This is a genomic window from Pedobacter kyungheensis (assembly GCF_000812965.1).
Taxonomy (GTDB): Bacteria; Bacteroidota; Bacteroidia; order Sphingobacteriales; family Sphingobacteriaceae; genus Pedobacter; species Pedobacter kyungheensis.
The window spans coordinates 137,463-153,758 of the sequence record NZ_JSYN01000005.1 but is presented as its reverse complement, the minus strand read 5'-3'; the positions used below and the strand labels follow the sequence as shown (position 1 = coordinate 153,758).

15 protein-coding genes are annotated in these 16,296 nt (G+C 38.8%); 5 read left to right on the top strand and 10 right to left on the bottom strand.

The features are described 5' to 3' along the window. The 10 genes from OC25_RS06205 to pckA all read right to left on the bottom strand — a co-directional run bounded on the left by OC25_RS06205 (window position 1) and on the right by pckA (window position 9,500). Window positions 1-501 carry an NADH-quinone oxidoreductase subunit C gene (locus tag OC25_RS06205; protein ID WP_039472972.1) on the bottom strand — a complete coding sequence of 167 codons (501 nt, stop codon included), beginning with the start codon at window positions 499-501 and terminating at the stop codon, window positions 1-3. Further along, window positions 501-1,043 carry an NADH-quinone oxidoreductase subunit B gene (locus tag OC25_RS06200; protein WP_039472971.1) on the bottom strand — a complete coding sequence of 181 codons (543 nt, stop codon included), beginning with the start codon at window positions 1,041-1,043 and terminating at the stop codon, window positions 501-503. Before OC25_RS06200 ends, OC25_RS06205 begins: the two co-directional genes overlap by 1 nt. A gap of 217 nt (window positions 1,044-1,260) precedes the next feature. After that, on the bottom strand, window positions 1,261-1,632 hold the full coding sequence (locus tag OC25_RS06195) for an NADH-quinone oxidoreductase subunit A (protein WP_039472969.1): 372 nt from the start codon (window positions 1,630-1,632) through the stop codon (window positions 1,261-1,263). An 81-nt stretch (window positions 1,633-1,713) separates the two neighbouring features. Next, window positions 1,714-3,435 (bottom strand): tetratricopeptide repeat protein, encoded by a 1,722-nt coding sequence (locus OC25_RS06190; protein ID WP_039472967.1) that lies wholly within the window; start codon window positions 3,433-3,435, stop codon window positions 1,714-1,716. Between the two features lie 147 nt (window positions 3,436-3,582). After that, window positions 3,583-4,491 carry a PstS family phosphate ABC transporter substrate-binding protein gene (locus tag OC25_RS06185; RefSeq protein WP_039472965.1) on the bottom strand — a complete coding sequence of 303 codons (909 nt, stop codon included), beginning with the start codon at window positions 4,489-4,491 and terminating at the stop codon, window positions 3,583-3,585. A 241-nt stretch (window positions 4,492-4,732) separates the two neighbouring features. Then, window positions 4,733-5,554: an energy transducer TonB gene (locus tag OC25_RS06175; protein ID WP_039472960.1), complete on the bottom strand. Its 822-nt coding sequence runs from the start codon at window positions 5,552-5,554 to the stop codon at window positions 4,733-4,735. An 18-nt stretch (window positions 5,555-5,572) separates the two neighbouring features. After that, window positions 5,573-6,079 carry an ExbD/TolR family protein gene (locus OC25_RS06170; RefSeq protein WP_039472958.1) on the bottom strand — a complete coding sequence of 169 codons (507 nt, stop codon included), beginning with the start codon at window positions 6,077-6,079 and terminating at the stop codon, window positions 5,573-5,575. Window positions 6,080-6,082: 3 nt separating this feature from the next. Further along, window positions 6,083-6,697 (bottom strand): biopolymer transporter ExbD, encoded by a 615-nt coding sequence (locus tag OC25_RS06165; RefSeq protein WP_039472955.1) that lies wholly within the window; start codon window positions 6,695-6,697, stop codon window positions 6,083-6,085. Window positions 6,698-6,774: 77 nt separating this feature from the next. Then, window positions 6,775-7,605: a MotA/TolQ/ExbB proton channel family protein gene (locus tag OC25_RS06160; protein WP_039472953.1), complete on the bottom strand. Its 831-nt coding sequence runs from the start codon at window positions 7,603-7,605 to the stop codon at window positions 6,775-6,777. Between the two features lie 299 nt (window positions 7,606-7,904). After that, window positions 7,905-9,500, bottom strand: coding sequence for a phosphoenolpyruvate carboxykinase (ATP) (pckA, locus tag OC25_RS06155; RefSeq protein ID WP_052265999.1), 1,596 nt, complete (start codon window positions 9,498-9,500; stop codon window positions 7,905-7,907). A gap of 724 nt (window positions 9,501-10,224) precedes the next feature. Here pckA and thrA point away from each other — a divergent pair. The 5 genes from thrA to OC25_RS06130 all read left to right on the top strand — a co-directional run bounded on the left by thrA (window position 10,225) and on the right by OC25_RS06130 (window position 16,232). After that, window positions 10,225-12,678, top strand: coding sequence for a bifunctional aspartate kinase/homoserine dehydrogenase I (gene thrA, locus OC25_RS06150; RefSeq protein ID WP_039472951.1), 2,454 nt, complete (start codon window positions 10,225-10,227; stop codon window positions 12,676-12,678). A gap of 4 nt (window positions 12,679-12,682) precedes the next feature. Beyond that, window positions 12,683-13,135: a DinB family protein gene (locus OC25_RS06145; RefSeq protein WP_039472948.1), complete on the top strand. Its 453-nt coding sequence runs from the start codon at window positions 12,683-12,685 to the stop codon at window positions 13,133-13,135. A gap of 22 nt (window positions 13,136-13,157) precedes the next feature. Further along, the gene (locus tag OC25_RS06140; protein WP_039472944.1) at window positions 13,158-14,093 is read left to right on the top strand and encodes a homoserine kinase; all 936 of its coding nucleotides are present in this window, start codon (window positions 13,158-13,160) and stop codon (window positions 14,091-14,093) included. Window positions 14,094-14,183: 90 nt separating this feature from the next. After that, a complete protein-coding gene (gene thrC, locus OC25_RS06135; protein WP_039472941.1) occupies window positions 14,184-15,491 on the top strand; it encodes a threonine synthase in 1,308 nt (435 codons plus the stop codon). Between the two features lie 198 nt (window positions 15,492-15,689). Then, complete coding sequence (locus OC25_RS06130) at window positions 15,690-16,232, top strand: REP-associated tyrosine transposase (RefSeq protein ID WP_039472939.1); 543 nt, start codon at window positions 15,690-15,692, stop codon at window positions 16,230-16,232. The last annotated feature ends 64 nt before the right edge of the window (window positions 16,233-16,296 follow it).

Below are 16,296 nucleotides of genomic sequence, written 5' to 3'. Positions count from 1 at the left end.
TTACCTTCCAAAAAATTCGTCTTTTTTATCTACTCTGTTCGGGTCTTCCAATGGATATTGTTTCAACATTGGGTGTACACCTAAATCGTCCATATTCAGGATACGGCGTAAGTCAGGATGTCCTTCAAATTTAACACCAAACAAATCGTAAGTTTCGCGCTCCATCCAGTTCGCTCCTTTCCACACTGTTGTTGCAGTAGGAATTGTTGGATTTTGCTCTGAAATAAAAACTTTAACCCTGATCCTAACTTTTTCTACCATGTTGTGCAAATGGTAAACCACTGCAATGCCATGATCTTTACCCGGATAATGAACCGCAGTAATATCAGTTAAGAAGTTAAATTTTAAATCGTTTTTAAGGAACGACAACACATTGATGATTACATCTTTTGTTGTTGCAAAAGTAAGCAAACCGTAAGGCTCGGCAACCGCAGTTACCTTTTCGCCAAACTTTTCGCTAAGTTTTGCCAGGATAGTATTATTTAGTGTCGTTTCTTCCATTATTTAATACCGTATTGGCCTAAAAGTTCTTTGTAATAATCAGAATTTCTTCTTCTGCCCGATTCGTTTTTAACCAAATCCTGGATCCGCTGAAAACCATCTAAAATGGCTTCAGGTCTTGGCGGGCAACCCGGTACGTAAACATCAACCGGAATAACCTCATCAATACCCTGCAAAACAGAATAAGTATCGAAAATACCACCGCTACTTGCGCAGGCTCCAACAGCCATTACCCAACGTGGCTCTGCCATTTGGATATACACTTGTTTTAATACCGGAGCCATCTTTTTAGCGATAGTACCCATAACCATTAAAACATCGGCCTGACGGGGAGAAAAACTCAAGCGCTCTGCACCGAAACGACCTAAATCGTAGTGAGAACCCATGGTAGCCATAAATTCGATTCCACAACAAGAAGTTGCAAATGGCAATGGCCATAATGAATTTGAGCGGGCCAAACCAATCACTTTATCTAAAGAGGTGGCAAAATAGCCAGGCCCTTCGGTTCCTGGAGGCGCATCAACTATATTAATTTCACTCATGTTTATAAACAAAAAATGCTCATCCCTTTGAAGAATGAGCAGCAAATTTACAATATTTAAAAGGCAATTGAACTAGAATCACCAGATTTAGAACCTTTCTAAATAACCAAAATCAAGCCTGGTTAGTGTAACTGATACACGTACAGTTTTCAGTTGATAATTTTAAGTTTTTAGTCACAAGAATCATACAAACTGCGAACTAACAACTGTTAACGGACTAGTTCCAGTCTAATACTTTTTTCTTGATTACGTAGATAAAGCCAAGCAATAAGGTGCCCATAAAAATGAACATCTCGATCATACCATCCATTTTTAATGCACGGAAATTAACTGCCCAGGGATACATAAAAATAACCTCCACATCGAACAATACAAACAGGATGGCTACTACGAAATACTTAATTGAGAATGGCTGACGGGCATTACCCACGCTTTTAATACCAGCTTCGAAGGTCTCTAACTTATCGGCTGTTTTGCGTTTAGGGCCTAATACGTGTGTAGCTACTAAAGTGAGTACTACGAAACCTAAAGCAACAATAACTTGAAATATAATAGGTAAAAAATCTATAGAGGTACTTTGCGCTTGCATAATTTTTATTTTGTGATGCAAAAGTAAAAGAAAAAGGCAGAGTAACCAAACTCTGCCTTTTCTAAATTATTTAACTTTTAATTATTTGCCTTTACCTTTAGCAGCTGCCGGAGCTTGTAACTCTTTTAATTTAGCAGTTGCATAACTATCGGCAGGATCTAATGCCAAACATTTATTTAAGTAATCTATCGCTTTTGCTTTATCTTTATCTGCATACCACGCACCTAATAAACGATAAGATTCAATTAAATTGCTTTTGGCCGATGCCTGCTCCTCAGGTTTAACTAATGTTACATATTTTTCATAATATGGAATCATTAAACCTTTTGTAGCCGAGGCATTTTTAGTCTGATCAATATAATCGTTAATCCTTGCTCTGTAAAAGTAAGATAACGCAAAATCAGGAGAAGCTTTAGATAAAGTTCCAAGTGCTGTATCAGCCCTAACTAAACCTTCAATATTCATTGGCTTATTTTCCTTTTTAAGATAATAAGATTCTAAGAATCTATTGATACCAATATACAAGTAGTTATAAAGTGAACCTTTACCGTTTGGATTATATTTGGCAGCTAACTCGTAAACATCAGCAGACTTAGCATATTTTTTTGCTTTATATAATGCAGCAGCAGCTTCTGATAAAGCCTCAGCATTTGCTGAATCTACTTTTGTAGCTTTAATAATATTGTTTAAAGCCAAGCTATCTTGTCCAGCCTGCAACTGCGCTTTACCCAAATACAGATAATCGTTACCTAAAATTCTGGTTGTGTCTTTTTCCTTTGCAAAGAACTCAGTCATACTGGTCAAAGCAACCGGATAATTCTTATTTTCATAAGCTGCCCAGCCCTTCATCCTGGATACAATTGCATTTTTAGGATCGTTTGCCGGTGCTTGAATAGCAGAAGCAACTTGTTCTAATGTTTTGAAATCTTTAGCATAGAATAAGAATTGAGCATAACGTAACTGAGACTCTAAAGATTTGTCAGTTAAATCCATATACTTTTTATAGTTTTCAATTCCTTTAGCAGCTTTCTCTTTGTCTGTACCGAAGTTACTCCACTGTAAGTATAACTCACCTAATTCGCGGTAAGCCGGACCATAGTTCGGGTCTGCAGCAATTACATCCAATAATTCTTTTTCACCTTCAGGAAAAGCACGCGATTCTTTATACATTTTACCAATCTGCGTTTTAGCCCTTCTGTTGGTTGGGTCAACATCGTTTACACGGAAATACGGGCCTAATGCTTCAGAGTTTTTTCTTTGCAATGCATAAGCATCACCTAAAGCTAAGAATACACCAGCATCTTTATCTTTCGTATCTAACTCATCAGCTTTGGTGATATTGGCAATTGCGTTAGTAAAATCAGGTTTAGAAACTTCGTCACTTGGTTTATCCTGAGCTAAATATGCTCTACCAATTTGTAAGTAAGTTTGATAGTCTTTTTTACCCAATTCAATTGCCTTATCGAAGTTGGTTTTTGCCGAAGTAGGGTTGTTCGACAATAAATCAGCTTCGCCTAAACCAATCAGGTTTGAAGCATTTTTCGGATCAGCAGTTAAACCCTTAGTAAAAACGGCTCTTGCTGAATCGATGTAACCTGTTTTCAGGTAAACCAAACCCAGGTTATAATAATTTTCGCCATCTGAGGCTTTAGAGCTTACCAACGACTTAAGCATCGATGAAGCTTTCTGATACTGTTCTGCATCAATGGCTTTTTTCGCATCAGTTAAACTTTGAGCAAAAACTGCAGAACCCATCAACACCAAACCTACATTTAAGGTTATTGCTTTCTTTGAAATTTTCATTGGATCAATTTTTTGTTTTTAAATGTTTTTAAAATCGGGCTGGAGTGAGTTCTATTTTTATCCAAAATCTCCAACCAAACTTACCGAACATTGGTTTTAACAATTATGAAGCATTATCTCTAAATACTTCGTGGTTCAATTTATAATTTATTTATTACTTTCTTTAGTTAAATTTATTTCTCTTGGCATTAGCTTGTGCGGGCCAAGTCCAGATTTAAGTACAATCAACTGTCCTCTCTGGCTTCTTAACCATGTTGCAAATCCTGTGCCTAAACCATCTCTACCCTCGCACTCAATTATATTTACGTTTCTTAGAAAAGGATAGACTCCGTTTATAAGATTTTCCTGCGTAGGTTTATAAAATTTATCGCTTCCTACTTTTCCTTTATCGTTTTTAACACCCATCATTTTAACCTGGGCAAGGTATTGAGCCATTTCGGTATTCTGTTCAGAAATCCAATTTACGCCCAAAATACCAATAAAATTTTTATCCTGCGCAACAAGTTTGATAACTTCATTACTGGAATTTTTTGAATAAACGTTTTTTGCGGGAAATTGGCTGATATTAGCCAAATGTTTAAAGTATTGAAAGGTACTTGAATAAGCGTTATCAAAGACCAGTTTCTTATCTGAATTTCTCCCCTGTAATACATCAACCACTTCTTTAACGGTAATTGTACTATCGATATTGTCTTTGTTTGTAATTAATGCAATTCCATCTATTGCAAACCGAATTGAATTGATTTTGATTCCTCGTTGGTTATAGTACTTTTCTTCTTGCTTACTCAGCAATCTGGGCATTACAATTACGCGAACGCTATCATTTAAAAAAGCGGCAATAATCTTTTCTTCGGGCTTAATTGTCGTTTCGAACTTTGCCTCCGGATAATCCAGCTTAAAGATGTCAATTTGTTTCAGAACGATAGGGCTCACGCTTTCATCAACGAGCATTCTCATTGTTCCGCTGGTGCGGGTTTCTTTAACACCTGTACTTTTATCTTTTCGTTTACAAGAGATTAAAGCAAGTACCATAAAAATGAAGAGAATATTTTTCATTACGGCTTTAGTCGCGCCTTCCAAGACTTAACAATCTTACAAAAGCATAAAAAATTAAAAAGATTCCTATTGCAATACGCCCCCATGCTGGGATGAAATTAAATCGCAATGCAATGGGTGGCCAAAAGATAAAAGCAATCCCCATTACCAGATATAACAGGAAAGCTACTAGCCCTAAAATGAGCAAAAACCGCTGTTTAGGCGATTTTTGCTTAAAGATATCAAAATTTAACATCTACTATTAGTTCAATGTAAAGTTAACGTTGATGTTGTATTTTACCCTTACTGGTTTACCATTTTGAATACCTGGATTCCAACGTGGGCTTGCTTTTAATACGCGGATTGCTTCTTCATCTGTACCACTTCCTAATCCACGTGTTACTGTAATATCGGTTAATTTACCATCTTTTTCTACTACGAAAGATAAAAACACTTTACCTTGTACGTTGTTTTCCTGAGCCATTGGCGGATATTTAATCGCACCGCTTAGGTATTTGTAGAATTTAGGTAAGCCTCCCGGAAACTCTGGTTGTTTCTCGATACTAACAAAGTCATAAACCTGGTTATCATCAACAGCAACCGCTGCTTCTCTTTTAGGGCCTTCGCCTACAGGTGCAGCAATTACGATATCAGCGGTTGGATCACCTTTAATATCTCTCTGACCTGGATCTGCCTCTTTCAGTTTTTCAACTGTTGGTGGCTCCTCATCACGTACCTGCTCATCTGGCTTTACGATTGGAGGTGGCATTTTTACCTGATCTACCTTTGGTGGCGGTGGCTCTACCGGTGGCGGAGGTGGCGTTTCTGGGTTAACTGGGGGCGGAGGTGCAATAATTACCTCTTTCGCTTTTTCAACTTGCTGATCCTCTTTTAAAGAACCTTTAATTAATCCGTAGATTTTTGGAGCAAAGAAAAGCGCTAGAAATACTATTGAACCAATAATTAATGCCCGAGTGGTATTGGCACCATTGCTTTTACGCAATTGGTAAGCGCCGTAGTTTTTGTTTTTTTCAGCAAAAACTACATCAATCCACTCCCTTCTTAATATATCTAATTTTGACATGATTACTGATTTAACAAATTATAAAATACCTTGAGATTTCATTGATTCCTTTTCACTATCCAAGATATTGTCATCATCAATCTGACGAACTTTAACCTTTAATATTTCCAATTCATCCATGATGTCAACAAAGTTCTTGAAGTTTGAGCCACTTGTTGGTTTAACTAAAACCACAAATTCACCTTTTACTCCAGATGCATCTGCTTTTTTTCTATTTTCGATAATCGACTTGTCAACTTGCGATAGGTTTTCGTACGTTGGAGCTGATGCACCAGCTTCTCCCATATACCAGGCTACTTTATCGTGTTTTCCTAATAAAATAGTCATGGTTTTAGAAGCTTTCAGTTCCAACCTGTTATCCTTGTTGTTATCGTCTTTATCAGGCTTAACAATATCCATTGCTTGCGGCGTAGAAATTGAGGTGGTTAAGATAAAGAATGTTACCAAAAGGAACATCAAATCAACCATCGGCGTCATATCTACTCTCGGGGTGGCTTTCTTCCCACCTGTGTTTAATTCTGCCATCTTTTATTTTTTTCTAGCTTCAGCGTTAGTAACCAATAAAAACTTGTTCACTTTTTGCTTCTGCAAAACATCTACGATTTTTTTAACTACAGGATACTCCTCTTTAGAATCGCCTTTAATACTCACACGCATTGGTTGCTGATTAACCTCAGCTGTAGCCGTACGTGCTTGCAAAACCCAAGCGTTTAACTGATTATCGGTAGAATCTGTAGGAATACCAGTTTGAACTCCTGGTTTCATACGGTCCGCTCCAGACATGGCTAAGAACGATTTTAAGTTTGCAATCGGCACACCAAATGTTGATACTACAGAGAATTTTTTAATTTCTTCCGGAGTAAAATTGATTTTGTATTGCTGACCAATCAACTCTAAGGTTCTCGCCCTCACATTCTGGCCTGCTACTTCGAAGAAAACCTTACCCTGACCAATGGTTAATATAGCATTGTTCTCAGCTGGAACCTTAAATTCATACGTTGATGAAGGTGTTATTACCGCTAGTGGTTCTGGTTGTCTTGCCGTAGCAGTTAATATGAAGAACGTAAGTAACAGTGCAGCTACGTCGCACATGGCGGTCATATCTGTTACTGTACTGGTTCTTTTAACTTTAATTCTAGGCATAATTTTAATTACTTTTTAATAATGATGATCTTTTTCCCGGTTTTCCATAAAGCCGGTAAAAATTTTTTCAAAATTTATTATTTATGCGAACTAGCGTAAGTTTGAACGATGCTGAAACCAGCTTCATCGATAGCATAAGTTAACTTGTCAATTTTAGAAGTTAAGATATTATACATGATAATTGCTAAAGTAGAAACCGCGATACCAGTCATGGTATTGATTAGGGCCTCAGAGATACCTACCGCTAATGCAGCCTGATCTGGAGCACCTGAGTTAGCTAAACCGGCGAATGCACGGATCATACCTGTTACTGTACCTAATAGACCGATTAACGTACCGATTGATACCAAAGTAGCAATGATCGTTAAGTTTTGCTCTAACATAGGCATTTCTAAAGCAGTAGCTTCTTCAACCTCTTTTTGGATGGCAACGATTGATTGCTCAACATCTAAGTTAGTGTCAGCTTCAACCTCGCTATATTTTTTCAAACCTGATTTAATTACGTTAGCAACAGATCCTTGTTGTTTATCACACTCAGCTTTAGCAGCTTCGATGTTACCAGCGTTTAATAATCCTTTTACTTTGATGATAAAAGTATCTAAGCTAGATTTACCGCTTGCTTTGCTGATTACGATTAAACGCTCGATAGAGAAAACGATTGTAGTTAATAATAAACCGATTAATACCGCTACGATCGGACCTCCCTTAAACGCTGTACCAGGGTAGTTATTTGGCAAAGGTAAGTTTTCGTTGTTGTTATCGATAAAGTTTGAAGGATCTCCTAATACGTATCTCCAGATGATGAAGCCAATTACAATACAAATAGGAATTACCAATGTTGCGAAAACGTTAGATGCACTTGAAGAGCTCTCTTTTTTAACAGTTGTTGGTTTTGGTGCGTTTGCCATTTTTTTTTGAATTTTAGTTTTAGTTCTTGTTTTTAATTTTTAGCTGTTATTTCTTTTGTATTACACACAACGTGTCTTATCTGATTTTGTTGCGAAAAACAAATTTATAAATTGATTTTAAATTACAAATTAATAAATCAATAAACAATCAAATCGTTACTTAACATTTAGTTTACGGTAACTCAGTTGGGCATATAAACAAAAAAATTGCCTCAGCCGGAGGCAATTCTTTCACAATAAAAACTAAAAAAAAATCGAATTGCAAATTTTTTGCTCAAAAAATGCATTTTAAAGCACATTTAACATAATTTTAACGCTTCGCCATGCCTTTTTGATACTTTGGGCACCTCAAACTGTTTAAAATTCTCTGCAAATGCATCGGCCAGTTCGTAGGCCTTTAAAAAGTATTCTTCCTGGTCGTCCCAGGTTTTAGACGGATCTAAAATTTCGTTTGGCACACCCGGACAAGTTAAAGGCATCATGAGTTTAAATACATGGTGTTGCTTATATTTATTGTGGTCTAAATCTCCGTTTAAGGCTGCCGTAATCATGGCCCTGGTATAGCTTAATTTCATTCTTTTACCAATACCGTAGGCTCCACCAGTCCAGCCGGTATTTACAAGCCACACATTTACCTGGTGTTTTTCCATCTTCTCGCCCAGTAATGCAGCATATCTTGATGGGTGTAATGGGAGAAAGGCCTTACCAAAGCAGGCAGAAAATGTTAACTGGGGCTCGGTTACACCGGTTTCGGTACCTGCAACCTTGGCGGTATAGCCACTCATGAAGTGAAACATGGCCTGTTCTACATTTAATTTAGAGATTGGAGGTAACACGCCAAAGGCATCGGCAGTTAAAAAGAAAATATTTTTAGGTACACCAGCTATTGATGGAATTATGGCGTTATCGATATAATTAATAGGATAAGCTACCCGCGTGTTTTCAGTTTTAGCAATATTGGTATAATCTACCTCTTTTGTACCCGGAAAGAAGTTAATATTCTCTAATAAAGATCCTGTTCTGATAGCCTTATATATCTGAGGTTCTTTTTCCTGGGTTAAATCCACACATTTTGCATAGCAGCCTCCTTCGAAGTTGAAAACGGAGCTTGCCCCCCATCCATGCTCATCATCACCAATCAATCCCCTTTCCGGATCGGCAGAAAGTGTAGTTTTACCCGTACCAGATAAACCAAAGAATATAGCCGTATCGCCATCTTTGCCCACATTGGCCGAGCAGTGCATAGACAAGGTATTTTTATATACAGGTAGAATAAAGTTCAACACCGAGAAAATACCTTTCTTGATTTCACCGGTATAACCTGTTCCACCAATCAGAATCATTTTTTTAGTAAAATTCAGGATGGAGAAATTTTCCTGACGCGTTCCATCAGTTGAAGGATCGGCCAAAAAGCCTGGGGCAGCAATAATCGTCCACTCTGGTGTAATTCCCAGCTGATGTGCTTCTGGACGGATAAATAAATGATGAGCAAAAAGATTCTGATAAGCTGTTTCGGTAATTACCCGGATAGAAATATCGTAATCCGGATTGGCGCAGGCCGATGAATCGCGGACATAGATGGTTTTATCAGCCAGATAAGCCGTTAGTTTATTAAATAACTGATCGAACTTCTCCGGACTGATTTTAATGTTTACATCGCCCCACCATACCTGGTCTTCGGTAACGCTGTCGCAAACAATAAACCGGTCTTTTGGAGAACGTCCGGTAAACTTTCCGGTATCAACCGCCAGCGCACCCGATGAGGCCAGCGTACCTTCTTTATTCAATAACGCATCTTCAATTAATTCCGCTGGGGATAATTGGTACTTTACAGCAACGTTTTCACCTAGATTTAAATAGCCTAAATCTGGTGTTTGCAGTTTCTCTTTGCTCATGACAATAAGTTAGTTAGTACAGCAAAGGTAATTACTTATCTTTCACAAAAACTAGTTTTTATAACTAATTTTTTACATATTGTAGCAAATACACTATTATGTAAATATTTTATTTACAGTTATTTACACGCGTTTTTACAAGAATAAAAAAATCACAAAATTACACTAAGTAAAACGTTAAACAACAATTTAAATCATGTAAGTCAAGGCCGTTTTTATGGAATTATCCGACGCTTAAAATCTTACGGACAGCGGTAAGCAACCATCCGCTACCCAAAATGTAAAAAATATTGTACCGCTTATGGAAACATTTAGTAGCCGATAATTAGCCTTATTAAAAAAAATAAGGAATTCTATTTGCAAAGTACTGCAGTTTAAAAAATATCGCTATTGCATATACTTAAACGTTTTAATAAAAATTTCGAAATAAAAATTAAAAAACATTTGCATTTTAAAAAAATTATCTCCTACTTTACGGTGTAAAAAGTACACCAAGACAACATGATTTTTAACTCTTCAATTATTACAACCATTATTATTACCACCGGTATAAACCAGCGGGGCTAATTTGTTGTAAATTGAAAAAACATAAAACACAGAGAGCGTCCCGACAGTAGTCGGGACGCTTTTTTTTTAAGCTAAAACCATTGAAAACTGCTACAATAAGTCATATCATAATTAACGAGCCATTGTACAGCTTTCATAACCATAAAAACCCATACTAATGAAAGTACTTAAATTCGGCGGCACATCCGTAGGTTCGGCCGAGAACATTAAAACCCTCCTGCGCCTGGTAGGTGAAGAAAAACAGAAGAACAGCCCGGTAGTTGTATTATCGGCAATGAGCGGTGTAACCAACTTGCTTACCGAGATGGCCGAAATGGCCGAGCGTGGCGAAGATTACGATACTCATTTAAAAGCAATTGAAGCAAAACATTTTGCGGTAATCCGTTCGCTTTTGCCAGCTGCTGCACAGAATCCCGTATTTACGCGGTTAAAGATCTTTTTTAACGAACTGGAAGATTTATTACAAGCAGTGAGCAACCTCAAAGAGCTGAGCTTACAAACCAAAGATCAGATTTTGAGTTATGGTGAGCGCTGCTCTACATTTATGATCAGCCACATCGCTTTGCAGCAATTCGGTGATGCCCTTTATGTAAACGGAGCAGATTTTATTAAAACCGACAGCAATTTTGGCCAGGCAAAAGTAGATACCGAGCTAACCGAAATGTTGATCAACAACTTTTATCAGGAAAATAAAAACAAGGTGCTTTTTGTTACCGGGTTTATTGCCAGCAATGCAACAGGACGCGTAACCACCCTGGGACGTGGCGGATCTGACTACACTGCAGCCGTTTGGGGTGCAGCCTTAAATGCCGAAGAAATAGAAATCTGGACAGATGTTAACGGCATGATGACTGCCGACCCACGCATGGTGAAGAAAGCCTTCTCTTTACCAGAGCTGAGCTATACTGAGGCCATGGAGCTGAGTTATTTTGGTGCGAAAGTAATCTATCCACCAACGATGATTCCTGCTTTCATGAAAAAAATTCCGATTGTGATTAAAAACACTTTCGAGCCGGATTTCGCCGGAACCTATATCAAAAGCGATGTTAAATCATCTAACTTGCCAATAAAAGGTATTTCATCTATCGATCACATCAGCATCATCAACCTCAGCGGTAGCGGTATGGTAGGCAAAGCTGGCTTTAGCGGCCGCTTGTTCTCTTTATTGTCACGTGAGCAGATCAATGTGGTACTAATTACCCAATCCTCATCAGAGCACAGTATTACGTTTGCGGTTAAACCAACCGATGCAGCACATGCTATTGCCTTAATTAAAAAAGAATTTGAACTCGAATTAGACGCCAAAAAGCTCGAATTACCAGAAGTTGAAAACAACCTGGCGGTTTTAGCCATAGTGGGTGAAAACATGAAACGCACTCCGGGTATGAGCGGACGTTTGTTCAGTGCACTGGGCCGTAACGGTATCAACGTAAGGGCAATTGCACAGGGTTCATCAGAATACAATATTTCGGTGATCATCAGCGCAGCCGATCTATCGAAAGCCGTAAATGCGGTGCACGATGCTTTTTTTACCGACCTGAAAAGAACCTTAAACATCTTTTGCCTGGGAACGGGAAATATTGGCAAAACCTTATTCAACCAGTTAAAAGAGCAAATGCCTTTTCTGGCAGCCAATAACGACCTTCAGGTAAAAGTAGCCGGAATAAGCAATACGCGCAAAATGACCTTCAATGCAGATGGTTTATCGCTCGACAGCTGGGAAACTGAATTAGCAGATCAGGGTGAACAGGCCAACCTGGCCGAATTTGTGGCCAGAATGAAAGCCATGAACCTGCCTAACTGTGTTTTTGTTGATAATACCGCAGCTGAAGCACCAATTGAATTTTACCAGGGCATATTCGAAAGCAGTATCTCGGTAGTAACCTGTAATAAAAAAGGTAATTCAGCAGATTTTGCGCAATACAAATCGTTTAAAGATACTGCACGCAGATTTGGGGTGGATTTTTATTACGAAACTAATGTAGGCGCCGGTTTACCAATTATCCGCACCTTGAGGGAATTGATGATGAGTGGCGATAAAGTGGCGCGTATTGAAGCCATCTTATCGGGAACCATTTCTTATATCTTTAATAACTTTAAAGGTGATGCCGGATTTTACGAAACTGTAAAAGAAGCACAGGAACTCGGTTATACAGAACCCGATCCGCGAGATGACTTAAACGGAAAAGATTTTATGCGTAAAATGCTGATCCTGGCTCGTGATGCCGGTTATCCTTTAGAAGCCAGCGACGTAAAAATCGACAACATTTTACCGGATGCCTGTTTAAATGCCACTTCAGTTGAAGATTTCTACTCGGAATTACAGGCGAATGCAGCCTATTTTGAGAATCTGAAAAATACAGCAGCCAAAGATGGCAAGGTTTTACGCTACATTGGTAAACTAGAAGATGGAAATGTTGAAATCAGCCTGCAAATGGTGGATGACAGTCATCCTTTCTTTATGCTTTCCGGAAGTGACAACATCATTTCTTTCACTACCGACCGTTACAAATCGCGTCCGCTGGTGGTAAAAGGCCCGGGTGCAGGTGCAGAAGTTACAGCTGCAGGTGTTTTTGCCGATATCATCAACGTAGGAACTTTGAGTAATTAGGCTTATGCATCCCGTTCTAGCACAAAAAAATGAAATCATCCGCCTGGTAAATCAGGCGATGATTGATTTTGAAAACATTACCGAAGCAGCCTGGAATGATAAACCACAACCACATAAATGGTCGAAAAAGGAATTATTGGGTCACTTGATTGATAGTGCTTCGAATAATATCCGTCGCCTTATTGTTGGCCAATATGAGCAAGAAGTTAAAATCATTTATCACCAGGATGAGTGGGTAGCCTGTCAAAACTATCAGGCTGCTGATCTTGCAGAAGTAAAAACCCTTTGGCAACTTTTGAATAACCAGATTGCCCGTGTTATTGAAAATATTCCTGAAGAAAAACTGCAAAACACCTGCGACACCGGAAAAGGAAAGACAGAACTGCACACGCTTTCCTATTTTATTGAAGATTACCTTGTGCATTTACAATATCACTTAAACCAAATAACTGCTTAACCAAGCGCTAAGCCTATTAATAATGAAAAAGAGTATAAAAGTTTTCGCCCCAGCCACTGTTGCTAACGTAGTTTGTGGTTTCGATGTACTGGGATTTGCCGTTAATGAACCTGGCGATGAAGTTGAAATGCGTCTCACGGATACGCCTGGAGTGGTAATTAAAAAGATTACCGGCGATGATGGTCGCTTGCCTTTAGATGCTGCAAAAAATACAGTTAGCGCCAGCGTACAACACTACCTGAAACATGTAAATCGCTTAGATGTGGGTGTAGAAATCGAACTGCATAAAAAGATGCCTATTGGTAGTGGTCTGGGTTCTAGCTCTGCGAGTACGGTTGCCGGTTTATTTGCCATAAACAAATTAATGGGCGATTTGCTTACCACCAAAGAACTGGTTCCTTTTGCCATGAAGGGCGAAGAACTGGCCTGTGGTTATGGCCATGCCGATAATGTTGCCCCAGCTTTACTGGGTGGATTTGTATTGGTTAGAAGCTATGATCCGCTGGATGTAATTTCTTTACCAACCCCTGCGGGCATGTATGCTGCTATTGTTTATCCTGAGGTAGATGTACCTACCAAAGATGCGCGCCAGATGATCCGTAGCAAAGTATCGTTAAAAGATGCCGTTACCCAATGGGGCAATGTTGCCGGACTGGTTAGCGGTTTGTTTATGAACGATTTTGATTTGATTGGCAGAAGTATGAAAGACGTACTGGTAGAACCTACCCGTTCGATCTTAATTCCGGGATTTGAAGAAATGAGGGCTTTGGCCATGGAAAATGGGGCCATCGGCTTCGGAATTTCAGGTTCAGGTCCATCTGTTTTCGCCTTAACCAAAGACGAAGAAACTGCCCGAAAAATTACCAAATCGCAACAGCAACATTTACACAAAATCAATATCAACAGTAAAGCTTTTGTTTCTCCGGTTAACGCCGAAGGACCAAGAGTAATTTCATAAGGGCGGAAGGTTGAGGGGTAAAAGGCAGAGGGCTAAGTGCCCAAAACCTTCCAACCTTCCAACCTTCCAACCTTCCAACCTCATTAAATAATGAAACTATATTCAACCAACAATAAAGATTTACGTGTTTCTTTTAAAGAAGCCGTGTTTAACAGCATGCCACAAGATAAAGGATTGTACATGCCTGTAGAAATTCCACAGCTGGACGCTGTTTTTATCGAAAATATTGAGCAATATACCTTACCAGAAATTGCCTACAAAGTAGCTTCTACCCTGCTGAAAGATGAAATTCCGGCTGACGATTTAAAAGCATTGATTGAAGACGCAATTAATTTCGAAGCACCAGCGGTAAAACTTGATGATAAAACCTTTGTATTAGAACTTTTCCACGGACCATCTTTAGCCTTTAAAGATTTTGGTGCTCGCTTTATGAGCCGGGTGATGGCTTACTTCTTAAAAGATGGCGAGCAACTGCTTGATGTATTGGTAGCCACCTCAGGTGATACCGGCGGAGCCGTAGCACTTGGCTTTTTAGGCGTACCCAATACCCGCGTTACCATTTTATATCCTGAAGGCAAGGTGAGTCCGATACAGGAACTGCAGCTGACTACCAACGGGAAAAACATCCGTGCTATTGAAGTAAAAGGCACTTTTGATGATTGCCAGGCTTTGGTTAAACAAGCTTTTGCCGATGCCGATCTGAATGCGAAATTCCGCCTTACCTCAGCCAACTCGATTAATATTTCGAGGTTAATTCCACAAACATTCTATTATTTCAACACTTACGCACAGCTGAAAAAACAAGGGCTTAATGATGTCGTTTTCTCGGTACCAAGTGGAAACTTCGGCAATATTGGTGCAGGTTTGCTGGCTTACAAACTGGGCTTACCCGTAAAACAGTTTATTGCCGCTACCAATGTTAACGATACCGTTCCGCGCTTTTTAGAAAGTGGCAACTACGAAACCAAACCTTCTACACAAACCTATTCGAACGCGATGGATGTAGGTGCACCAAGCAACTGGGTAAGGATTATGGATTTGTTTAACCAGAATGTGGAAGCTTTGAAGAAAGTGGTTACTGCTTACCGCTTCACTGACGAAGAAACGCTTGCCGGAATTAAAGGACTCGATAATCAGTTTAATTATGTGGCTTGTCCGCATACTGCCATTGCCTATTTAGCGGTAGAAAAATACAGAAATGAAAATCCGGCAGATGAAAGTGCCGCCGTATTTTTATCTACGGCACACGCCTGCAAATTCCCGGATATTTTTCCGGAAGCGATTGCTGCAAAAATCGAAATCCCTGAACAGGTTACTGCTTTAGAAAGCAAACCAAAACAGGCCGACCAATTAGGCGTAGATTTTGAAGGATTTAAAGCTTATTTGTTGAAAGGATAAAACTGATCTAATTACGAGCATATAAATGGATTCGGCTTAAGCCTGAATCCATTTATTGTTTTATGTTAGTCCGGATTTAAAATCCGGACTCCTGAACCCAGGATTTTCAATCCTGATCTAGCCCCCATTTATGATTTGCTGCCAGAATAATTGATATCAGAAATGAAATTCTTATATTAAATATTCAAATTATGGATTATGGCTTTCAAGTATGCTGTTACCGATCAGAATGAAATTTATTTCATTACCACAACTGTAGTGGGTTGCATCGATGCATTTACGAGAAAAGAACTTTCGGAGGTTATTATTGAAAGTCTTAAATATTGCCAATCGGAAAAGGGATTAATTATTTATGCCTGGTGTTTAATGCCAAGTCATTTACATGTGATTGTAAGTGCCACTGAAGACAAGAAGCTTTCAGATATCATCAGAGATTTCAAAAAATTTACTTCAAAGAAAATTATCAAAACCCTGGGCGAAATTAACGAAAGCCGGGAGTGGCTTTTAGATAAATTTGCATTTGCTGCCCGAACAAATATTAAAAATAAGGACTACAAATTCTGGCAGGACGGGTTTCATCCAATTATCCTATATTCAAATGAGTTTAAGGATCAAAAATTGGATTATATCCACAACAATCCTATTGAAGCAGGAATTGTAACTGAAGCAGAATATTACAATTACAGCTCAGCTATAAATTATGCAGGTGGAGTAGGTTTATTGGAAGTTGTTTATTTGTGAGTTTAATTACTTCGGATTAAAAATCCGAAAAACGATAGGTCCGGATTGCAAATCCGGACCAACT